Here is a 19,929-nt window from a genome sequence, read left to right as displayed (position 1 = left end):
CCCCCCCCCCCCCCCCCCCCCCCCCCCCCCCCCCCCCCCCCCCCCCCCCCCCCCCCCCCCCCCCCCCCCCCCCCCCCCCCCCCCCCCCCCCCCCGGCCCCGCTGACCGAGTCGAACCCGGGAGTCCACATGAAGGCGCTGACCTGGCACGGCAAGCGCGACGTACGCGTCGACACCGTTCCCGATCCCGTGATCAAGGATCCCACGGACGTGGTCGTGAAGATCACCACCACCGGTTTGTGCGGCTCCGACCTGCACCTCTACGAGCTGTTCGGCCCCTTCATGGATGCCGGTGACATCCTCGGCCACGAGCCCATGGGGATCGTGCAGGAAGTCGGCCCCGAGGTCACCCGGGTCAAGCCCGGCGACCGGGTCGTCATCCCGTTCAACGTCTCCTGCGGCACCTGCCACATGTGCGGCACCGGCCTGCACTCGCAGTGCGAGACCACGCAGGTCCACGAGTACGGCAGCGGCGCGGCCCTCTTCGGCTACACCAAGCTCTACGGGCAGGTGCCCGGTGGACAGGCCGAGTACCTGCGGGTCCCGTTCGGCAACAATCTGCCCATTCCGGTGCCGCAGGACGGCCCCGACGACCGTTTCGTCTACCTCTCCGACGTCCTGCCCACGGCCTGGCAGGCCGTGGAGTACGCGGCGATCCCGCCCGGCGGCAGCGTCGCGGTGCTGGGCCTGGGCCCGATCGGCGACATGGCGACGCGCATCGCCGCGCACCGGGGAGCCGGCCTCGTCATCGGGATCGACCTGGTCCCCGACCGGCTGCGGCGCAGCTCCGCACGCGGTGTCCACACCCTCGACCTCAAGGAGTACGGCGCGGACCTGCCCGACGCCGTGCGGGGGCTGACCGGCGGACGCGGCCCCGACTCCGTCATCGACGCCGTGGGCATGGAGGCGCACGGCGGGCCGGCGGCGAAGAGCGCCCAGCAACTGACCACCATGCTGCCCGACGCACTGGCCGCCAGGATGATGCAGCGCTTCGGCGTGGACCGGCTCTCCGCCCTGCACCTCGCCCTGGACCTCGTGCGCCGGGGCGGCACGGTCTCCCTCTCCGGCGTGTACGGCGGGATGGCGGACCCGCTGCCCCTGCTGACCATGTTCGACAAGCAGATCCAGTTGCGCATGGGCCAGGCCAACGTATGGCGCTGGGTCGAGGACCTCCTGCCCCTCCTGACGGACGACGACCCGCTCGGCGTGGACGACTTCGCCACGCACCGCATGCCCCTCTCCGAGGCCCCCCAGGCCTACGAGATGTTCCAGAAGAAGCAGGACGGCGCGGTCAAGGTGCTCTTCACCCCCTGACGGCCTCGGGGAACCGGCACCGGCACCGAACCCGCCGGAACCGAACCGAAGAACCTCCTGACGGCCCCGGCTGGACCGGGGCCGTCAGGAGGTCGTCGTGCATGTGGTCAGGTGTTGATCGTGATGGCGTAGGCGAGGAAGAAGAGGGCGCAAACCACGGCCAGCACGATGATCGCGATGAGCGGGCCCTTGGACCAGCCACGCTTCACCTGTCGGTAGGGGCCTGCGCCGGTGGCGGTGCTGGATTCGCCGGGCGGGGTCTCGCCCGGCGGGACTCCGCCGCCGGCTTCGAGTCCGGGTGTGGTGCGCGGATCGGGGTCCGGGTTGGAGACGGGGTCCGGGTTGGAGGCGCTCATGGTTGTCAGTCCTCTGGCTCGACGGTATGGCACTGCGGGACGGCTGTGCGCGGCGTCCACCGGCGTCGGCCGTTTCCCGTCGTCCGTGCCTGTCGGTTACGTCGTTTCGGCCCATCGGCAGGCGCCTACCCCCGCGTCCGCGCGCGACACCCGACCGGCCGAGCCGCCCCACCGGCCGAGCACACGACCGGCCGCAGCCGGCGTCCTACCCTGGTGGCAGGTACCTGCGGGGAGGCCGACGTGGCGACGCACCACCGCTATCACCTCGATCAGGACGGCCATTCGATCACCGTCCTGTACGACGTGCGCCGGCGCCGCACCGAGGTCCTGGTCGACGGCAAGACCGTCGCCGCCGTCCGCGCGCCCCGCAAGACGGCCGCGCTCCTGCGGGCCGAGCTCCCCACGGACCCGCCGAAACCCTTCCTGGTCCGCGTCGGGCGCGACGACACCTCCGGCGGGGTGCCCCTGTGCGCACTGGAAGTGGACGGCACGCGCGCGCTCGTGCCGAGCGTCGCCCTCACCCGGCAGGAGGAGTGGCCTGCCGAACGCACGCCCCCGGCCCGCACGCCCGGCGAGCTCCTCGCGCGATGGCGCCACCGGATGCGGCCCGTACGGACCGGGCGGGGGCGGCGCTGAGGGCGCCGGTCCCATCCCGCGAGGCCCGAGGCCCTGTCGTCATGGTCCCGCCTGGCGGGAGCCGGACCGGTGCATGTGCCGCGCCATGGACGCGTCACGCGCGGCCGCCGAGAACATCAGCCGCTCCAGGGGTACTGGTGGCCGCGCAGCCGGCGCCCGTGCCTGCGGGCGTACCCCGCGAGGGACCGGTAGAGGCCACCCCGGCCGCCGCGGCCGGACGCGGCCGGACCGACCGCCTCCGCCAGCCGGTGCGCGGACTCCAGGGCCCATCCGCACGCGCGTGCCGCGTTCGGCCGAGTCGACGGGTGGTGCCTCGGGCAGGGCGCGGACGAAGGCCGGGCAGCTGCCCTCCAGGTCTTCCCGGAAGGCCGGCAGCCGCTTCTTGTCCGGCAGCACGGCGAGCACCGTCACGCCGTCGGCGCCCACCACCAGCCGGGCCCGGATCTCGCGCTGGCCCTCCGCGGCCGACGCCCGTACGCCCGCCGTTCGTCCGCCCTCCCGGAGCAGACCGGTCACGCGGTGACCGAGGAGCAGATCGACGCCGGAGGTCCGAGCCGCGCGGGGCCTGATGAGCGGATCGAGGACGCTGCGCCGGATGTTGTAGGCGTACGGCAGCGGGGGGCCTCCCGGCGCGGTCCTCGGCTCGATCCATCCCCAACGGGTGTACCAGCGGGTCTCGTTGCGGACGGCACCGGCTTCCCTGGTCATGTGCAGGTCGTCCCCCTGGCGAGGTGGCGCCGTCCACGGCTGATCACCGCAGTGGTACATGCCCTGCTGTCAGGCGCATGACCAATCTACGGCAGGCCGCGGCCCGAACGGAGGCGCAGGCGCCCGCGCAGACGGCCGGCGGGCCGGCTCCGGGTGTGGTGGTCCAGCTCCTCCAGCAGGCGCTGGGAGCGCTTCTCCACGCCGAGTTCGTCGAGGACCCGGTCGATCTCGGCGAGCAGCGCTCCGTGCAGCTGCCACTGCGCGGGGTCCTCCCCGACGTCGGCGAGCAGCAGGTCGGCGAGCCGGTCGCGGTTGGCCCGGGCCACCGCCAGCTCCCCCGCCAGACGGGCCTCGGCCTCTTCCGCGTTGGCGCTGACCTGCGCGGTGATCAGCTGGGCGAAGCTCTCCACGGCGACGGCCGTGTGCACCAGCACCTCGCGCAGCGCGCGGGTGGTCTGCGCCGGGAAGAGCGGACCGTCGGGGCGGGCCTTGGCCAGGTCCGTCAATGTCCGGCAGGCCACGCGGAGCACCACCGCGCAGATCTCCAGGGTGTCCAGACCGGTGCGGAGCACGAGCCGGAAGAGCAGCCCCTCCTTGACGCGCGGATTGAGGCGCAGGCTGTCCTCGGCCTGCCGCAGGGCCGCGTCGACCTGCGCGATGTCGTTGTCGAGCCGCCGTGCCTCGTGCAGCCTGGCCGCGGCCTGCTCCACCTTGGCGCTGTCCAGGGACTCCTCGCCGAGGTGGTTCAGCAGGCGGCTCATGCGCCCGGCGAGGTCGGTGATCGCGGTCCCGGCCGGGCCGACCCACAGGGGGGGTGCGACGAGGAGGTTGACGAGCAGCCCCACCACCGCGCCGATCAACGTCTCCAGGACGCGGTCCCAGGCGGTGTCCGTGACCTGCGTGACGCCGAGGACGAGCATCGCGCTGATCGCGACCTCCGGGACGAACTCGTCGACCCGGACCAGGTGGCCCACCACCAGCGAGGCCAGGATGAGCAGCCCGAGGCTCCACCACGTGAGACCCACCAGCGCGCTGAATCCGATCGCGATCAGAACCCCGACGACGACGGAGTTCACCCTGCGGATGCTGGTGGTCAGCGTGGAGTACAGGGTGACTTGGACGACGAGCAGGGCGGTCAGCGGGGCCGTCAGCGGGTTCGGTTCGCTGCTGAGGCGGAGCGCGACGACGTAGCTGATGACCGCCGCCGCGGTGGACCGCAGGGCTTGGACGGCAACGGGTTCGCGGCGGCGGTGCGCGATGCGGGTGGCGAGGGTGGTGATCGTTTGGGGCATACCCGGCCGCATTCCCCAGGTGGAGCCGGGTGACGCGGTGCGGGCGGTATTCGACCCTTCGGCGACGGCGAAGCACCCGCGTGAGCGCGTCCGCCGGGCGGACGGCACCCGGCCCGCTCCGCGCGGTGCTGCCTGCCGAAGCCGCCCCGTGCGGGGCACGTTTGGAATCGCCGGCAGCGTGCAGAAGCAACCTGACACTGAACGTCACCACCTCACAGGCAAGGCAGGAGAAGCATCATGGGCATCATCGCGTGGATCCTCATCGGGCTGCTGGCCGGCTTCATAGCCAAGGCGATCATGCCGGGCAAGGACCCGGGCGGCGTCATCATCACCATGCTCATCGGCATCGCGGGCGGCCTGCTCGGCGGCTTCCTCGGCAAGGTCATCTTCGGCGTCGACTCCATCGACGGCTTCTTCGACCTGTCGACCTGGATCGCCGCCATCATCGGCTCGGTCATCCTCCTGGCCATCTACCGCCTCGTCACCGGCAACCGACGTTCCCACCGGCACGCCTGACACCGGCACGCCTGACCACGGGCAGGCCCGGCCACAGGCGCGAAGCGGCACGATCCGCCGCGAACGGCTCCCCCTCCTGGCGAGGCGGAGCCGTTCGCCTTTCCCGGCGACCCGCCGGCCGTGTGGACATGTGCGGGGAAACGGGCAGACATCTGTCGCAGCCCCGTGCCGGGGCTCCGCCCGTTTCCGTACGCTGGGGGCATGCGCATGCGGCCCACCCTCACCTGGACGCCCACCGGGGACCCGCTTCCCGCCACCACGGATCCCGAGCCGGTGGCCGAGGCACTGCGTTCCGGCCGGGTGCTGGTGCTCAGCGGGGCGGGCATGTCCACGGAGTCGGGCATCCCCGACTACCGGGGCGAGGGCGGAAGCCTGAGCCGCCACACCCCGATGACCTACCAGGAGTTCACCGGCAGCGACCGGGCCCGGCGCCGGTACTGGGCGCGCAGCCACCTCGGCTGGCGGACGTTCGGCGGCGCCCGCCCCAACGCGGGGCACCGCGCCGTGGCGGCGTTCGGGCGGCGCGGCCTGCTCTCGGGTGTGATCACCCAGAACGTCGACGGGCTGCACCAGGCCGCCGGCAGCGACGGCGTGCTGGAGCTGCACGGCGGCCTGGACCGGGTCGTCTGCCTCTCCTGCGGTGCTCGCAGCTCGCGCCACGCGCTGGCCCGGCGGCTCGAAGAGGCCAATGCCGGCTTCGAACCGGTGGCCGCCGGGCTGAACCCCGACGGTGACGCCGACCTCACCGACGATCAGGTGGGGGACTTCCGCGTGCTGCCCTGCTCGGAGTGCGGCGGGGTGCTCAAGCCGGACGTGGTGTTCTTCGGCGAGGCCGTGCCGCCGCGGCGCGTCGAGCAGTGCCGGGCCCTGGTCGGCGGGGCGGGCTCCTTGCTGGTCCTGGGGTCCTCCCTGACCGTGATGTCGGGGCTCCGGTTCGTCCGCCAGGCAGCGCAGGCCGGGAAGCCCGTCCTCATCGTCAACCGTGACCCCACCCGGGGCGACCGGTACGCCGCGACCCGGATCGCGCTCCCGCTCGGCGCGACCCTCACCGGTGTGGCCGACCGCCTGGGCATCCCCGTCGACGGCCGGCCGGCTGCCTGAGGGATCTCGGGCAGCCGGCCGGCCGAAGTGGCCCGACGGCGCCGGGGGATGCTCCGATCAGCCGCCTCCGCGCCCGCGCTCCGGATCCGCCGTCCGGAGGAGGGTGCCGAGCACCGCCACGGCGCTGCCTTCGTGATCGCTGCCCGCACTGCCGCTGCCGCTCTGCAGATTGGCCGTCCGGTCGACTTCGAGTACGGAGTCCGCGTGCGAGTTGTCGATGACGGTGATCAGGCTCCCGGCCGCGGCCGGAGCCGCGCCGCCGCCGAGGGCGGCGACCGCGAGGAAGGCTGCGGCCCGGACGCGCGCGCCGGTCACGCGCGGACGCTCTCGCGCGCTCCCGGCACCGGGTGGTGACGCGTGATGTTCCTGGCCAGCAGTTGCGTGGACTCCCGGACACCGACCTCCTGGCTCCCCTCCACCGCGGGCAGCCGCCCGTCGGCGAGCCGCAGTTCGGCCAGGGCCGTGTCCATGGCCTTGTGCGCGGCGAAGAGGCAGGGGGTGCTGTAGATGGCCACGTCGACGCCGAGGTCGGTCAGCTCGCCGAGGGACAGGCTCGGCGACTTGCCGCCGGCGATCTGATTGAACAGCAGCGGCTTGCCGCCGACCGCCTCGCGGATCCGCTGGATCCACTCCACGCTGCGCACCCCGTCGACGAGTACGACGTCGGCGTCCGTCGCCGCCAGGGCCTGCGCCCGATGGATGATGTCGGCCTCCTCCATCGCGTCGGTGCGTGCGACGACGACCATCTCCCTGCGGGTGGCGAGCACCATCTCCAGCTTCTCCAGGTACTCCCCCAACGGCAGCACCTGCTTGCCGTCCGCGTGCCCGCACCGCCGCGGGCGCTTCTGGTCTTCGAGGATGACGCCCGAGGCGCCCATCCGCTCCAGGCTCTCCACGACGTGGCAGGCCACCTCGGGGTCGACGTAGCCGTCGTCGATGTCGACGAGGAGGTGGTGGCGGGGGAAGGCGCCGCGCAGCCGCTGGACGAAGGCCACCATGTCGGGCCAGGCGATGAAGCCGATGTCCGGCAGCCCGTAGTAGGAGGCGGCGAAGCCGAACCCCGACACGAACATCCCGTCGTAGTGCTGGGCCGCCACTGAGGCCGAGTACATGTCGTACACGCCGATCAGGGGGGTGGTGCCCGGCTTGGCGATCTGTTCCCGCAGCTTGTTTCCGTAAGTCATCGTTCGGCTCCTCGGAGGGCTCGTCGGCACGGGGAAGCGCGAGGGCCGCCGCGACACGACAGCGCTTTGCGCAATGTGGATCTTCCCTTGAACGAGTGCAGACGCTTCACTTGGAAAGTCTTTACTCACCCCGTTGGCGCAGCCGGTTCACCACAGAAACGTCACGGAGAGGACCGACTGCCACGGAGGGGCCGCGCCCGCCGGGAGGTCGCGCGCCGGCGCCGTACGGCCGCACGGAGCGCATCCGGCCGTACGCGTACACGCAGCCCGCGAGCGCGAGGTCCGACAGGAGCATGAAGCCGATCGAGTAGGAGTCCTTGGCGCCGTACACCGCGCCCATGGCCAGGGGCGGCACGAAGCCGCCCGCCCAGGCCGCCCACCGCGCCGACGATGCCGGTGACGCTGCCCACCTGGGCCTGCGGGGTGCCTGCGCCACCAGGGCGAAGACGCTGCCGCTCGCCGTCCCGAGCCCCGCCGCGATGCACAGCAGGCAGAGGGTCCCGACCGGGTCCAGGGCGGGGTCGAATGCCTGGACGACGGCGAGGAGGGCGGTGGCGCCCAGGGCTCCCGCCGTGACCAGCGCCGGGTGGACGCGGTCGGCCAGCCAGCCGCCGAAGGGGCGGGCGATCACGGTGACCAGGGCGAAGCCGGCCGCCTTGGTGCCCGCGTCGGTCGGTGAGAGCCCGTACCAGGTCTTCAGGTACGTGGGCAGGTACACCCCGAAGGCGACGATGCCGCCGAAGCCGATCGCGTACAGCGCGGACAGCTCCCAGGTCACCCTCAGCCGTCCGGCCCGGCGGAGCCGGGTGGCCGGCGAGTCGCTCGGCACCGGGCGGTCGGGGCGGTCCCTGAGCAGGAGGGCCGCGAGCACCGCGTACACCGCGAGGGCGGCGGCCACCACCAGGAACGGCAGCGTCTCACCGTGCCGGGCGATCCGCGGGGTGAAGTAGCCGGAGAATCACGGGCACCGCCACCAGCAGGGACTGCTGCACCGAGCTCAGCCCCAGCCGGTCCCGGTAGTCACTGCCCAGGGGCGCGATCAGGGCCCAGGCCCAGAAGGTGAGCGTGCCCCCCCCCGTGGCCACGAGCAGATTGCGATAGGCGGCGGGCGAAGGCTTCTCTGGTGATGCCACGCCCCCACGCTAGGGACACCCCGCCCACCGGGCGCGCCGGGCTGCGGTGTTCGGCGCAGCCGCGCTCCGCCGCGGGGGCCGGGGCCCGCGCCGGAGTCGCACCGGACCCCATGACATGGGCGCGCCGGAACTGGACACCCGGACGGTATGACACGCATCTCGCACACGGACCGCGACGGCGGACGGGAAGGTTCCGACGAGGGCAGGGGCGATCGCCCGGGACCGGGCGAGGAGGTCGAGGAGCGTGCTCCCGGTCAGCCCTCACAGCTGCCCGGACGGTCGTGGGCGGCAGTGCTGCGCGGGACGGTCAGGGAGTTCACCCAGGACGAACTGGGCGACCGGGCCGCGGCGCTGACCTACTACGGGGTGCTCTCGCTCTTCCCGGCCCTCCTGATCCTGATGTCTTTGCTGGGCATCGCCGGGCAGTCGGCGGCCCAGGAGGTGCTGGACGGCCTGCAGCAGCTCGCCCCCGGCCCGGCCCGCGAGCTCATCAGCGATGCGGTCCGGCAGGTCCAGGGCCGCAGCGGCGTCGGATCGCTCCTGGCGGTCGTCGGCCTGCTCGCCGCACTGTGGTCCTCCTCCGGTTACATCGCCGCGTTCATCCGCGCCTCGAACGTCGTCTACGACATGCCCGAGGGCCGGCCCCTGTGGAAGATCCTGCCGCTGCGTCTGGCGCTCACCGTGACGCTGATGGTCCTGGCCTGCGCCGGCGCGCTGATCGTGGTCTTCACCGGGGGCCTGGCGCGGCAGGCCGGCGCCGTCCTCGGCATCGGCGACAGCGCGCTGGCGGTGTGGTCGGTCGCGAAGTGGCCGGTCCTGGTGCTCCTTGTGACGCTCATGATCGCGCTTCTCTACTGGGCGGCGCCCAACGCCAAGGGCCGGGGGTTCAGGTGGGTGACGCCCGGCAGTTTCGTGGCGCTGGCGATCTGGCTGGCCGCCTCGGCCGGCTTCGCCTTCTACGTCGCGAACTTCGCCTCCTACAACAAGACGTACGGCACCGTCGCGGGCGTCCTGGTCTTCCTGGTGTGGCTGTGGCTCACCAACCTCGCGATCCTCCTCGGCCTGGAGTTCGACGCGGAGATGAGCCGCCAGCGCGCGATCGCCGGCGGACTGCCCGAAGACGAGGAGCCCTATGTCGAGCCGCGTGACACGCGCGCCTGGAGCGAGGAGGAGCAGCGCCGCATCCGGTGACACCGGGGACGCCCGTACGGGGCAAACCGGCCCCGGGAACGACGCACGGTCCCGGGGAGCGGGTACAGGAGCCGGGGGCGGCAGTGGCCGTCCGGCGGGTTGTTGGACTGCGACGTGGAGGAGAGCCATGGACGGGATCGTGCTGCTGAAGGAAGACCACAAGACGGTGGAGAAGCTGTTCAAGCAGTTCGAGAAGGCGGACGAGGACGCGCACGAGGAGAAGCGCAGGATCGCCGACCGGGTGATCGAGGAACTCACCACCCACGCCTGGATCGAGGAGAAGATCTTCTACCCGGCCGCCCGGGAGGCGGCCCCCGACACCAAGGACCACGTCCTCGAAAGCGTCGAGGAGCACCACGTGGTGCTGTGGATGCTGTCCGAGCTCAAGGACCTCGATCCGGAGGACGAGCGGTTCGACGCCAAGATGAGCGTGCTGATGGAGAACGTCCGCCATCACGTCGAGGAAGAGGAGAAGGAGTGGTTCCCCGACGTCCGCAAGGCGATGGGCCGCAACCGGCTCACCGAACTCGGCGCCCGGATGGAAACGGCCAAGAAGACGGCCCCCAGCGACCCCCTCGCCGTTCCCAGCGCCGACCAGTAGGCCCCGCCGGCCCCCGGAAAGGGGGCCGGCGCACCCGGCGGGCGGGACACTGGGGACGGGCCGGGACGGGACGGTTCAGGCGGGGATCCGGGAGAACGGGCTCGTGCCGAGTGCGCCCAGCAGGTCGGCCGGGTCGCGGTAGACGGCCTCCGCTCCCGCCTCCTCCAGGTCCGCCCGGGGAATCCCCCCGCAAAGCAGGCCGACGACGGCCACGCCGGCCCGCCCGGCCGCCTTCATGTCCCAGACCGAGTCGCCCACGAACACCGCACGTCCCGGTGGCACGTCCACCAGCCCGAGGGCGTGCCGGACGGGGTCGGGTGCGGGCTTGCCCTGTTCGACGTCCTCGGAGGTCGCCGTGTCGGCGATGGCGTCGTCGGCGCCGATCGCCTTGCGCAGGGCCTGGAGTTCCCTGTCCTTGGCCGAGGTGACGAGCAGGACCTTCCAGCCGGCCCCCGACAGGGTGCGCAGCAGGTCGGCGGCCGCGTCGAAGGCGGGGAGCCGGTCGAAGTACGTGGCGTACAGGGTGTCGTGGGAGGCGCTCAGCCGGTCGTCCTCGGCGCGGTCCCGGTCCTCGCCGAGGAGATGGCCGAGGAGGTCTTCGCCCGGCAGGCCGATCGCCCGGTGGACGGCGTGCATGGGCACCTGGTGCCCAGCCTGGCGCAGCGCTTCCCACCAGGCGGTGACGTGCAGGTGGTTGGTGTCGGCGAGGGTGCCGTCGACGTCGAAGAGAGCGGCGCGGTTCATGGTGGCGGTGTCCTCACAGCTTCCGTAGGGCGGGCAGCAGTTTGGCCTCGGCCCACTCCAGGAACGGCTCTTGGTGGTCGCCCCCGATCTGGACCAGGGCGACTTCGGTGAACCCGGCCTCCGCATAGGGCCGTACCGCCTCGACGAACGCCTCGACGTCGTCACCGCAGGGAATGGACTCCGCGACATCTTCGGGCCGGGTGTACTGCGCGGCCTGTTCGAAGGCGGCCGGGCCGGGGAGTTCCGAGTTGACGTGCCAGCCGCCCAGGGACCAGCGGAACTGGTCGTGCGCGCGGGACACCGCGGCGTCGCGGTCGGTGTCGTAGCAGACGGGGACCTGGCCGACGCGGGGTTTGCCCGCGCCTCCGTGCGCGTCGAAGTCCCGCAGGAGCTGCGCCTTGGGTTCCGTGGCGATCACGAGATCGCCGTGGCGGCCGGCGAGCTCGCACGAGCGGGGTCCCGAGACGGCGATCCCGATGGGCGGCAGCGTGTCGGGGAGGTCCCACAGCCGGGCGTTCTCGACGTCGAAGTGCGCGCCGTGGTGGATCACGTTCTCGCCCGTGAACATCCGCCGGATGATGTCGACGGCTTCCTCCAGCATCTCCAGCCGGACGTGGGCGGCGGGCCAGCCGGCACCGACGATGTGCTCGTTCAGGCTCTCGCCGGATCCCAGACCCAGACGGAAGCGGCCCTCCGACAGGATCTGCACGGTCGCCGCCTTCTGCGCGACGACGGCCGGGTGGTAGCGGAAGGTCGGGCAGGTCACGTACGTCATCAGCGGGATGCGGGAGGTCGCCTGCGCGGCCGCGCCCAGGACACTCCAGGCGTACGGGGCGTGCCCCTGCGACTCGAGCCAGGGGAACGAGTGGTCCGACATCACGGAGAAGTCGAAGCCCGCCCGTTCCGCTCCCACCACGTGCGCCACGAGTTCCCGCGGCCCGGCCTGCTCTGTCATCATCGTGTACCCGATTTGCACCATGAGCAGCGCCTTGCCGCCATCAGGCCGGGTGAAACCCTCCGGCGGGAACGAGCCTCCGTATGGCGCAGCGGTCGGCGTTCCGGCGGGGCGTCCGGGCCGTCATCGGGCCAGGAACTCGTCGAGGAGCGTGTCGAGGTCGAGGAACTCATCCCCGTCGCCGACGACCGCGTACGTCTGCTCCAGGAAGCCCTTGAGCGCGCGGGCGTCCACGAAGAGGACCGCTTCGCCCTCCGGCTCGGTGCTGCGGCCGCGCAGGTCGACCCGGAGTTCTTCGACGCCGGCTCTCTCGCCCGGGCGGAAGGTGACGTCGCCCTCCCCCACCGGACGGTGCAGCCCCTCGGCCAGCATCTGCCGGTCGAAGTGCCAGCAGGCCAAGACGTTGGGGCCGTCGAGGAATTCGGCCTGGACGGCGTACGGATCGTCCGCGTCGTACGAGAAACGGGCGAGCAGAAGAACGTGGTCGGACGGCGCATCGAGGCGCACGACGATCAGAGCGGACACGCGGGACATCGAGGAGGCCTCCTGGCTGGGCTGCACGGCTGCGCTCGTCTGCCCCGCGTCCCCCCCTGCCATGCTGGGCCGATCGGGGGAAAAGCGGGGCAGCGCCGGTCAGATGCGGCCGCCGGTGAGCCTGGATATCGGCCCGCGCTGGCGCAGTCCGGCACGGCGGCCCGCCGTGTAGGCGGTGGTGACGACGGCCGCGCTCGCGGTGGCGGCTCCGGCGACGACGGCCTTGCGGTCCCGTATCGCCGTCCAGATCCATCCCGCCCGGCCGACCGTGCCGCGCAGGGCCTGCGCGGCGGCGGCGGTCTTCTCCGCCAGCGGGGCGGGCAGGTTCGTGAGCGTGCCCCCGATACCGCTCGCCGTGGTGGAGGCCGTCTTCGCTCCGTCGCGTGCCGCTTCGGCGGCCTGGGAGCTCTTCGTTCCGTTGGAGGAACTACGGCTCGTGGAAAAGCTGTTGGTGGTCGTCTCCGATTCGGTCATGTCCCGCGTCTGACCAGAAGTCCGTCCCCTAAACCCCTCGGGTGTCACAGCAGCCTGCCCAGCGGGCCGAGGGCGATGTTGAGGTCCTCGGGCTGGAGCCCGAACCGGGTGCGCAGGGTCTCCATCCGGTCTTCCAGGAGCATCGGGGTCAGGCCGAAGCGCTCCTCCTGGTCCTCGGTCAGTCCGCCGCTCACGACCCGGCGCAGGGCTTGGCGCTCCATGAGCCGGCGCAGGAGTTCGATGGCGGTCAGGACGAGGCAGGCGAGGTCGCGTTCGACCGTGTCGGGGTCGAGGTCGAGCCTTTGCGGCCGGCTCATGCGGCGCCCTCCTTCCCCCGTGACCTCCACCCTGACTCCCGGTGGCAGGTCGTCGGCCGTCGGGACGCTGTCGAGGAACGCCTGCCGCTCGGCCGTGGGCACCAGGTAGGCCGCGTTGAGGACGTTGTCCCCCGGTACCTGGGAGAGCTGCCGCTGCTGGGGCGGGTGCAGTACGGCTCCCGACGCCTGCCGGGTGAGCCTTTCGTGCACCGCTTCGGCCGCCCGCTGGGTGCGCCCGCTGCGATCGGCCTGTGCCCGGCGGTCGGTCAGCCGGCGGCGCAGGTAGTCGCGGCCGACGGGGCGCCCGCGGCGGACTGCGTGCCCGCTTCCGTCGGCGGCGGGCCGGCGGGCTCGGGCTGGGCGTACAGCTTGACGCCCCACTCCTCGGCGCCCTCGACCCGCTCCAGCGCCTCGCCGATGGAAGCGCCTGGCTCCGCCAGCATCCGCTGGACGCCGGGTCGGCCCCGGCAGATGGTGGCCAACCGCAGGGGAACGGTGGTGGTGTGGCGGCCCACGCGCGCGACGACTTCGTGATGGGCCCGGGCCATGGCGGCCAGCCAGTCGAGGTCCTCCAGGCGGGCGCGCAGGGGCCCCTCGTCGTAGTCGGCCGGGTCCACCGGCTCGACGACCGCCGTCAGCCCTTCGTGCTCGACGAGCTCCAGGCCGGTGCCCAGCACGGCCGCGGGCCCGTCGAGCGCCAGGGGCGGCGCCGGCGGGGCCGCGGTCCGCAGCACGGTGTAGACGTAGAGCAGCGGCTGGGTCACGAGTGCTCCTCTTCCCGGCGTGCTTCCAGCTCAGCGACGCGCCGTCGCAGTTCGTCGTTCTCCCGGCCCAGTTCGCGGTGCCGGGCCTTGGAGGACAGGGCGGGGTCCTGCTCCCACCAGTCGATCCCCATCTCCTTGGCGCGGTCGACCGAGGCGACGACCAGGCGGAGCTTGATGGTGAGCAGTTCGATGCCGAGCAGGTTGATGCGGATGTCTCCGGCGATGACCACACCCTTGTCGAGCACCCGTTCGAGGATTGCCGTCGCCGGCAGCGCACGTCGCGGTACGCCGGGGGGCAGGCTCGCCGGAGCTCTTGGCGGCCGTCCGCTCGAAGGACCTGCCCGTCGAGGACGCGGCGCGGCGACTGCCCAGTGTCTGGTCGTGCAGCCGGTCGGCCACCGCCTCCAGACGGCGGTCGACGACCGCGCTCACCGCGGCCGAACCCACGCCGCGCAAGTCCGTCCGCAGCTGCTCGCGGATGTCCACGCCAGGAGTTCGTCCTCCCGGCGGTCGAACTCGGCTTCGTCCATCTCCCCTGCCTCGAAGGCCGCGACCACCTGCGCGAGCTCGCGCTGGACGACGGCAGGGTCGTAGTACTGCCGCTCCGCCTCCGTGACGACCTGGCGCAGCACCCACGCCGTCCCCCGGATCGGGGCGGCGGGGAGCAGCAGTACTTCCTTCAGCAGGCCCACGGCGATCAGCCCGCGTCGGCGAAGCTGCAGGGCGGCAGCGGTCCGGTCGCCTGCACCTGGATGTGTTCGTTCTGCTCGTGCAGACCGCGGACGGCCGCGAGGAAGTCCTCGCGCCGGTCGCGGTCGACGAGGAACGACAGGTTGGCGAGCCAGCCCGAGCCCTCGGGGGCCCGGTGGACCGCCTGGCCGAACGGCGCGAGGGTCTGCTCGATCAGTGCGGCGTCCGTGCGCTCGCGCTCCGAGACGGCGCGGGCGATGAGTTCGCCGAACTGCAGCTTCTCCTCGTGGCTGCCGCCGCCGGCCGCGCGCATCGCCTGGTGCCGGGCGCGCAGCTGGGGGTCGGTGCCGAGAACCGCGTACAGGACCGCCTCCTCCTGGTGGTTGGCCCTGACGTTGTACTCGTCGCGGCCCGAGAGCGTCTCCAGACGCTCCAGGTAGGCGTCGTGGTGCTCGGTGAGGATCGCGCCGACGGTGTCGTCGTCGGGCGAGACGCCGCCGAAGCGCATCGGGAGGACGGGGCCGCCCGCCTGGGCTTCGATCACCACCCGCTGGTGGGCCAGCAGATCGCGGCGCTCGGCCTTCAGCTCCGGTGGGGCGTCGCTGACCAGGGCCACCAGATCCCCGGCCCGTACGGTGCGGACCGGCAGCGGCGGCTCGCCTATGCCGTCGAGGGTGTCGGGCAGTTCTCGCGAGGCCCGGGTGATGCCGTAGACGTAGGTGCTCATTCCTTCTCCTCCCGTCGGATGCTGGTGCGTCGGCGCGGCCGGCTCTCGGACTTCTCCTCGGCGTCTTCGTCACGGGACTGGCTGAACGCGTCGGAGATGGTCTGGGCAGCGCCGCCGCTGAGGGCGCCCTTGGCCTTGCCCCGGGCCCCTGACTCGGCCGTCTGGCCGACGAGATCGGGCAGGTTCGGGCTCTTGCGCGGTCCGGCTTCGAGGTCCAGGCGGTTGCAGGCCTCGAGAACTCGATGCCGACCAGGGAGACCCGTACGAACGCGTCGATGACCAGACCGCGGTCCAGGACGAGTTCGAGTACGCCTTAAAGGCCGCTGGAGCCGCCACCGGAGGCAGCGGGCGCGGGCTGGGCAGGAACGACAGTCATTGGTCTGTTCCCCCTTCTCTTCGGGACGGGGGCGGAAGCCGCCGCTGTCAGCGGCGGTCCGAACGACCCCTTTTGTAGCGGCGGGTACGCCGGTAGCCGATGAGCTCGCCCTTCCGCCTTCTTCTGTGTGTTGTTGTCAGATGTGTCGGCCATGACTTCCTCCTGCCGCGCATGACCACCTGCCCGGACCTCAAACAGGCCGGGCTCCGGCCGCAGCCGGTTCCACCGCCCTCACCGGAACCCCTTGACCCGGGACAGGGACCACACGGCCCCGGCGGCCAGGCCGACTTGGAGCAGCCATTCCGTCCAGTCGACGCCGCGCGTGTCGGCGACGTCCCACAGGCTCGCGAGGGCGGTCCCCGCCAGGGCGGCGGCGATCCCCACGGTGAGCGTCCACAGCACGCCGATGTGCTGTCGGCCCGGCACGACCAAGCGGCCCAGGAAGCCGATGAGCGCGCCGATGACAACGGCACTGAGCAGGCTCGAGATGTGCACGGCGATACCTCCGTACCGGCGGGGGGGGACTCGGCCACCCCGCACATGCCCGCGTCCCCTGCGCGCACGCACCCGGTGTTGCCGTGGCGGTCGTTCACAGCCAGGGCAGTTCCTCCGCGGAGTGGCGGTAGGCGCGGAAGACCGAGTTCTGGGCGCCGGCCGAGGACTCCAGGCCGACGCCCTCGCCGAAGGACCGGAATTGCGGGACCACGAACTCCCAGACCACCTCACCGCCGGGTGTCACCTCGAAAAGCCGGCCGAAGGAGCCCTCGGCGACGAAGGTGTTGCCGTTGGGCAGCCGCTGGGCGCTGGACATGTAGGGGCTGTAGAAGTTCTGCGGCGGGTTGTCCTCGTACGACCACACCTGGCGGCCCGTGCGCGGGTCGATCTCCAGCACCCGCGAGTACGGCACGGAAGTGGTGTCGCGGTAGGTGCCGTTGTCGAAGACCAGGATGGTGCCGCCGGGCAGTTCGTGCGGATGGTGCTGCTGCGCGAGGACGTCGGGACCGATGCGCCACAGCACGGATCCGTCGGCGCGGTCGACGGCCACGGTGGAGGAGGCACTGCGGAAACCGAGGATGATCGAGCCGTCGGCGCGTTCGTTGACGGTGTTGGCCATGGGCCAGTGCTCACGGGCGAAGTGCCGGTCGAGGGGGAAGTCCTCGGGGTCGAGGTGGTCGATGGCGGCCCAGCGCCACACCTCCTCCCCGTCCCAGGTCAGCTCGTACACCACGTCCCCGTAGATCACTCCGCCGGGCGCTTCGGATCCGGGGATGCCACCGCGGATCCGGGCGGCGTCGGCCGGGTCCAGCGGTTCGACGACGGTGACGATGAGGTTGCCGTTGCGCAGGGGCGAGGCGTCGTGGTGGTGGAAGGGGTGCCTGGTCTCGCGTACCACCGTGGAGTCGGGGGCCAGTTCCTGGAAGATGCCGCCGTGGTAGACGTCCCAGATGGGGAAGAGGGTCGGGCCGCGGGTGTCCTTGGCGGCGTAGAGGAGGTTGCCGCCGGGCAGCAGCTGCGCCTGCCGTCCGGGCGGGTACGGGGAGTTCCAGGTGTGGACGGGCCGGCCCTCGATGTCGACGAGGTGGATCTCGCCGGCGCTGGTGATGGGCGTGTAGAGGGTGTATCCGCCGTAGCTGCGGTCGGGGTCGTGGGCGATCAGGCCGACGCCGCGGCGGCGCAAGGTGTTCTGGTCGACGGTCATGGGGATCTCCTGACTCGGGGTGGGGCTCGGGGGCATTCGGGGGCTCAAGGGGCGGTGCGGGTGAGGGTGACGGCGGCCGGGTCGGCGGCCGTCAGGGGCGCTGGATGCAGATGCCGCAGCAGCGCGGCCCGGTCGGCGGAGCCGGGAAGTCCCTGGGCGGCCTTCGCCCAGCGGGCCTCCTGCTCCAACTGGGCCAGCAGGTCGGGCGAGAGGGTGGCCCCGTACGCGTAGCGGGGCTGGAAGGTGTCCACGTAGCCGGCCTGGAGCGCGCCCTTGGACTGGGCGAGTACGGCCCTGCGCGCGCCGGCCTGGTCACCGGCGATCTCGCGCTGGGCGCGCAGCAGGGACCGGAGCACGGCCGTGGTGGTCTCCTCGGTCGCCGTCGGGCCCGCGACGAGCAGGGTCCGGGCGGTGTAGCCGGTGAAGGGGATCTCGGCGTAGTGGCCGCCGAGAGCGGTGCGGGCGGCGTCGTAGTAACCGGGGAAGGTGACCCCGGCGTCGATGTCGCCGCGCGCCAGCGCCGAAGGGACCTGATTGGGGGCGAGGTTGACCACGGTCACGTCCGCGGCCGTCAGACCGGCCGAGTCGAGCATCCGCGACAGGGCGTACTCGACGTTCGTCCCTTGAGGGACTCCGATCCTGCGGTCCTTCAGTGCGGCGAGGCCGGTGATCCCCCGGTCGGTGCGGGTCAGCACGCGCCAGTCGGAGAAGCGGGACAGGTCGGCGACGATCCGCAGCTCGCGCCCGCCGAGCGCGGCGGTGACCGCGGGCAGGTCGCCCACGACGCCGAGCTGCGCCTGGCCGCCGAGCACGGCGTTCAGCGCGTCCCGGCCGCTGGGCCGGGTGGTCACGGTGGCGTCGAGGCCCTCGGCGGACCACAGTCCGCGCTCCTGCGCCACGTAGACGGGCGCCCCGCCGAGGTGGTCGCTCGCCGCCAGGGTGACGGCGTCGCCGGAGCCGCCGCCGGCGGAGCCGGGAGCGCTGGTGCAGGCCGCGGCGAGGGCGCAGAGCAGGGCCGCCATCAGGGCGGTCACCGCGCGGGGGCGGGGTCTGGGCAGGGGTGTGGACATGAGTGTGGGCATGGGTGTGGGCATGGGTGTGGGTCCTTTCCGGGACGGAGGGGAACGGGGGCGGGAGGCAGGCGTGGGGTGGGACCGCGGGGCTCTTCGCGGGGGCCGAGCGGCTCTACTCGGAGCCGAGACGACGTGCGATCAGGGAGCGCAGGTCCGGATCGGGTGGTCCGGCGGGCACGGCGTGGTCGGCCACCACCCGGCCGGGACTGCCGCCGAGGACGACGACCCGTTCGGCGAGGGCCAGTGCCTCGTCGATGTCGTGCGTGACGAACAGGACGGTGGTGCCGCGGCGCTGCCACAGCTCCCGCAGCAGGGTCTGCATCCGGGTCCGGGTCAGGGCGTCCAGTGCCCCGAACGGCTCGTCCATCAGCAGCACGTCGGGTTCGGCGGCCAGTGCGCGGGCCAGCGCCACGCGTTGCCGCATGCCGCCGGACAGCTGCGCCGGGTACTTCTCGGCGCCGTCCGCGAGCCCCACCTCGGCCAGTGCCGCGAGGGCCCGGTTACGGCGCTCCGCACGGGGCAGGCCGAGCCGCTTGAGGGCGAACTCGACGTTGCCGCGGGCGGTTCGCCACGGGAAGAGCGCGTAGTGCTGGAAGACCACGCCCCGGTCCGGGCCGGGACCGCGCACCGGAGCGGAACCTGCCGCCACCCGCCCCTCGGTCGGTCGCACGAACCCGGCCACCAGGTTCAGGACGGTGGACTTGCCGCACCCACTGGGCCCCAGCAGCGCGGTGAACGAACCCGGCCCGAACTCCAGGTCGGTGCGCTCCAGGACCAGGGCGGGCCCGTAGCGGACCGACGCCCCCTCCAGGCGTACGCCCGGGCTCACGAGGCACTCCAGTGCACGAACCGGCGGCCTGCCGCGGCCAGGACGAGATCGACGGCGACGCCCAGCAGCCCGAGCACGAGCAGCCCGGCGAACATCCGGTCCACGCGCAGGAACTGGCCGTCCACCTGGAGCCGGTAGGCCAGTCCGCTGTCCGCGCCGCCCAGTTCCGCCGCCACCAGGGCGAGCAGCGCCACCGAGGCCCCGTACCGCAACGCGGCGAGCAGCGCGGGCGCGGCGGCGGGCAGCAGAACCTCGGCGAAGCGCCTGTGCAAGGGCGCCCCCAGAGACCGGGCCGCCCTCAGGTGGGACACGGGCACCCGGGACACGCCGTCGTGGACGTACAACCAGACGGCGAGCAGCACCGCGTAGGCGATGAGCAGACGCTTGGCGGTCTCCCCGATGCCGAACCAGGCGGTCGCGAGCGGCACCAGCGCGATGGCCGGTATCGGGCGCAGGAAGGAGACCACGGGGGTGACGGCCGCGGACAGGCCCGGCAGGTAGCCGGTGGCGAAGCCCAGCGCGCTTCCGAGGAGGGCGCCCACTGCGAAACCCTGCCCGGCACGGGTCAGGCTGGCGGCGACGTCACCGGCGAGGACGCCGCTGCGGGCGCTGTCCGCGAGCGCGGCCGCGGGGGGGGGGGGGGGGGGGGGGGGGGGGAGGGGGAAATAGCACCAAACAAAAAGCAAGGGAGAAAAAGGGGGGAAAAGGAACACAAG

At 72.6% G+C, this 19,929-nt stretch carries 25 protein-coding genes and 3 pseudogenes; 6 read left to right on the top strand and 22 right to left on the bottom strand.

Annotated features, from left to right (window positions below):
* Nucleotides 1-128 precede the first annotated feature (128 nt).
* The gene (locus AC07FY_RS32500) at nucleotides 129-1,313 is read left to right on the top strand and encodes an alcohol dehydrogenase catalytic domain-containing protein (protein WP_479013892.1); all 1,185 of its coding nucleotides are present in this window, start codon (nucleotides 129-131) and stop codon (nucleotides 1,311-1,313) included.
* 107 nt (nucleotides 1,314-1,420) lie between these two features.
* Here AC07FY_RS32500 and AC07FY_RS32495 read toward each other — a convergent pair whose 3' ends face one another.
* Nucleotides 1,421-1,669: a DUF6480 family protein gene (locus AC07FY_RS32495; protein ID WP_479013889.1), complete on the bottom strand. Its 249-nt coding sequence runs from the start codon at nucleotides 1,667-1,669 to the stop codon at nucleotides 1,421-1,423.
* 240 nt (nucleotides 1,670-1,909) lie between these two features.
* Here AC07FY_RS32495 and AC07FY_RS32490 point away from each other — a divergent pair, with 240 nt between their 5' ends.
* A complete protein-coding gene (locus tag AC07FY_RS32490; protein WP_479013886.1) occupies nucleotides 1,910-2,305 on the top strand; it encodes a hypothetical protein in 396 nt (131 codons plus the stop codon).
* A 39-nt stretch (nucleotides 2,306-2,344) separates the two neighbouring features.
* Here AC07FY_RS32490 and AC07FY_RS32485 read toward each other — a convergent pair whose 3' ends face one another.
* Both AC07FY_RS32485 and AC07FY_RS32480 read right to left on the bottom strand, forming a co-directional pair.
* Nucleotides 2,345-3,013 carry an FAD-dependent monooxygenase gene (locus tag AC07FY_RS32485; RefSeq protein WP_479013883.1) on the bottom strand — a complete coding sequence of 223 codons (669 nt, stop codon included), beginning with the start codon at nucleotides 3,011-3,013 and terminating at the stop codon, nucleotides 2,345-2,347.
* Between the two features lie 86 nt (nucleotides 3,014-3,099).
* Nucleotides 3,100-4,305, bottom strand: coding sequence for an FUSC family protein (locus AC07FY_RS32480; protein WP_479013880.1), 1,206 nt, complete (start codon nucleotides 4,303-4,305; stop codon nucleotides 3,100-3,102).
* Nucleotides 4,306-4,542: 237 nt separating this feature from the next.
* On the opposite strand from AC07FY_RS32480, the gene AC07FY_RS32475 reads away from it, so the two are divergent.
* Together AC07FY_RS32475 and AC07FY_RS32470 are read left to right on the top strand one after the other, a co-directional pair.
* Nucleotides 4,543-4,821 (top strand): GlsB/YeaQ/YmgE family stress response membrane protein, encoded by a 279-nt coding sequence (locus AC07FY_RS32475; RefSeq protein WP_479013877.1) that lies wholly within the window; start codon nucleotides 4,543-4,545, stop codon nucleotides 4,819-4,821.
* A gap of 201 nt (nucleotides 4,822-5,022) precedes the next feature.
* Entirely contained in the window at nucleotides 5,023-5,922 is a 900-nt protein-coding gene (locus AC07FY_RS32470; RefSeq protein WP_479013874.1) for an NAD-dependent protein deacetylase, read from the top strand.
* A gap of 57 nt (nucleotides 5,923-5,979) precedes the next feature.
* Here AC07FY_RS32470 and AC07FY_RS32465 read toward each other — a convergent pair whose 3' ends face one another.
* From AC07FY_RS32465 to AC07FY_RS32455, 3 genes and pseudogenes are all read right to left on the bottom strand, one after another.
* A complete protein-coding gene (locus AC07FY_RS32465) occupies nucleotides 5,980-6,237 on the bottom strand; it encodes a hypothetical protein (RefSeq protein ID WP_479013872.1) in 258 nt (85 codons plus the stop codon).
* Nucleotides 6,234-7,106: an isocitrate lyase/PEP mutase family protein gene (locus AC07FY_RS32460; RefSeq protein ID WP_479013870.1), complete on the bottom strand. Its 873-nt coding sequence runs from the start codon at nucleotides 7,104-7,106 to the stop codon at nucleotides 6,234-6,236. Before AC07FY_RS32460 ends, AC07FY_RS32465 begins: the two co-directional genes overlap by 4 nt.
* Nucleotides 7,107-7,227: 121 nt before the next feature.
* Nucleotides 7,228-8,239: pseudogene (locus AC07FY_RS32455) on the bottom strand (MFS transporter).
* 147 nt (nucleotides 8,240-8,386) lie between these two features.
* Between AC07FY_RS32455 and AC07FY_RS32450 the strand changes: the two are divergent.
* Both AC07FY_RS32450 and AC07FY_RS32445 read left to right on the top strand, forming a co-directional pair.
* On the top strand, nucleotides 8,387-9,430 hold the full coding sequence (locus AC07FY_RS32450; RefSeq protein ID WP_479013867.1) for a YihY/virulence factor BrkB family protein: 1,044 nt from the start codon (nucleotides 8,387-8,389) through the stop codon (nucleotides 9,428-9,430).
* 127 nt (nucleotides 9,431-9,557) lie between these two features.
* Nucleotides 9,558-10,031, top strand: a complete 474-nt coding sequence (locus AC07FY_RS32445) for a hemerythrin domain-containing protein (RefSeq protein ID WP_479013864.1) — start codon at nucleotides 9,558-9,560, stop codon at nucleotides 10,029-10,031.
* A gap of 75 nt (nucleotides 10,032-10,106) precedes the next feature.
* On the opposite strand, the gene AC07FY_RS32440 is transcribed toward AC07FY_RS32445, so the two are convergent.
* The 16 genes and pseudogenes from AC07FY_RS32440 to AC07FY_RS32365 form a co-directional block, all read right to left on the bottom strand.
* Complete coding sequence (locus AC07FY_RS32440; RefSeq protein ID WP_479013861.1) at nucleotides 10,107-10,775, bottom strand: HAD family hydrolase; 669 nt, start codon at nucleotides 10,773-10,775, stop codon at nucleotides 10,107-10,109.
* Between the two features lie 13 nt (nucleotides 10,776-10,788).
* Complete coding sequence (locus tag AC07FY_RS32435; protein WP_479013858.1) at nucleotides 10,789-11,754, bottom strand: LLM class F420-dependent oxidoreductase; 966 nt, start codon at nucleotides 11,752-11,754, stop codon at nucleotides 10,789-10,791.
* A 99-nt stretch (nucleotides 11,755-11,853) separates the two neighbouring features.
* On the bottom strand, nucleotides 11,854-12,291 hold the full coding sequence (locus AC07FY_RS32430) for an SsgA family sporulation/cell division regulator (protein WP_479013855.1): 438 nt from the start codon (nucleotides 12,289-12,291) through the stop codon (nucleotides 11,854-11,856).
* A 72-nt stretch (nucleotides 12,292-12,363) separates the two neighbouring features.
* Nucleotides 12,364-12,738, bottom strand: a complete 375-nt coding sequence (locus AC07FY_RS32425; RefSeq protein ID WP_479013852.1) for a hypothetical protein — start codon at nucleotides 12,736-12,738, stop codon at nucleotides 12,364-12,366.
* A gap of 44 nt (nucleotides 12,739-12,782) precedes the next feature.
* The gene (locus AC07FY_RS32420; RefSeq protein ID WP_479013901.1) at nucleotides 12,783-13,055 is read right to left on the bottom strand and encodes a gas vesicle protein K; all 273 of its coding nucleotides are present in this window, start codon (nucleotides 13,053-13,055) and stop codon (nucleotides 12,783-12,785) included.
* 75 nt (nucleotides 13,056-13,130) lie between these two features.
* Nucleotides 13,131-13,436, bottom strand: a pseudogene (locus AC07FY_RS32415) (GvpL/GvpF family gas vesicle protein); the annotation flags it as partial.
* Nucleotides 13,322-13,819 (bottom strand): GvpL/GvpF family gas vesicle protein, encoded by a 498-nt coding sequence (locus AC07FY_RS32410; RefSeq protein WP_479013849.1) that lies wholly within the window; start codon nucleotides 13,817-13,819, stop codon nucleotides 13,322-13,324. The gene AC07FY_RS32410 and the pseudogene AC07FY_RS32415, both read right to left, overlap by 115 nt.
* Nucleotides 13,816-14,118, bottom strand: coding sequence for a gas vesicle protein (locus AC07FY_RS32405; protein ID WP_479013898.1), 303 nt, complete (start codon nucleotides 14,116-14,118; stop codon nucleotides 13,816-13,818). Before AC07FY_RS32405 ends, AC07FY_RS32410 begins: the two co-directional genes overlap by 4 nt.
* A gap of 129 nt (nucleotides 14,119-14,247) precedes the next feature.
* Nucleotides 14,248-14,511, bottom strand: coding sequence for a gas vesicle protein GvpG (locus AC07FY_RS32400; protein WP_479013846.1), 264 nt, complete (start codon nucleotides 14,509-14,511; stop codon nucleotides 14,248-14,250).
* Between the two features lie 5 nt (nucleotides 14,512-14,516).
* Nucleotides 14,517-15,236 (bottom strand): GvpL/GvpF family gas vesicle protein, encoded by a 720-nt coding sequence (locus AC07FY_RS32395; RefSeq protein WP_479013843.1) that lies wholly within the window; start codon nucleotides 15,234-15,236, stop codon nucleotides 14,517-14,519.
* Nucleotides 15,233-15,612: pseudogene (gvpJ, locus tag AC07FY_RS32390) on the bottom strand (gas vesicle protein GvpJ). The gene AC07FY_RS32395 and the pseudogene gvpJ overlap by 4 nt, the downstream one beginning before the upstream one ends.
* 231 nt (nucleotides 15,613-15,843) lie before the next feature.
* On the bottom strand, nucleotides 15,844-16,107 hold the full coding sequence (locus AC07FY_RS32385) for a GlsB/YeaQ/YmgE family stress response membrane protein (protein WP_479013840.1): 264 nt from the start codon (nucleotides 16,105-16,107) through the stop codon (nucleotides 15,844-15,846).
* A gap of 94 nt (nucleotides 16,108-16,201) precedes the next feature.
* Complete coding sequence (locus AC07FY_RS32380) at nucleotides 16,202-17,311, bottom strand: aryl-sulfate sulfotransferase (RefSeq protein WP_479013837.1); 1,110 nt, start codon at nucleotides 17,309-17,311, stop codon at nucleotides 16,202-16,204.
* A gap of 44 nt (nucleotides 17,312-17,355) precedes the next feature.
* Entirely contained in the window at nucleotides 17,356-18,405 is a 1,050-nt protein-coding gene (locus tag AC07FY_RS32375) for an ABC transporter substrate-binding protein (protein WP_479013834.1), read from the bottom strand.
* 91 nt (nucleotides 18,406-18,496) lie between these two features.
* Nucleotides 18,497-19,213 (bottom strand): ABC transporter ATP-binding protein, encoded by a 717-nt coding sequence (locus AC07FY_RS32370; RefSeq protein ID WP_479013831.1) that lies wholly within the window; start codon nucleotides 19,211-19,213, stop codon nucleotides 18,497-18,499.
* A complete protein-coding gene (locus tag AC07FY_RS32365) occupies nucleotides 19,210-19,755 on the bottom strand; it encodes an ABC transporter permease (protein WP_479013828.1) in 546 nt (181 codons plus the stop codon). Before AC07FY_RS32365 ends, AC07FY_RS32370 begins: the two co-directional genes overlap by 4 nt.
* Nucleotides 19,756-19,929 lie beyond the last annotated feature (174 nt).

Source organism: Streptomyces sp. NPDC045967 (assembly GCF_056430495.1).
The sequence above is the reverse complement of the archived record's forward strand: the minus strand, read 5'-3'. Positions and strand labels throughout refer to the sequence as shown.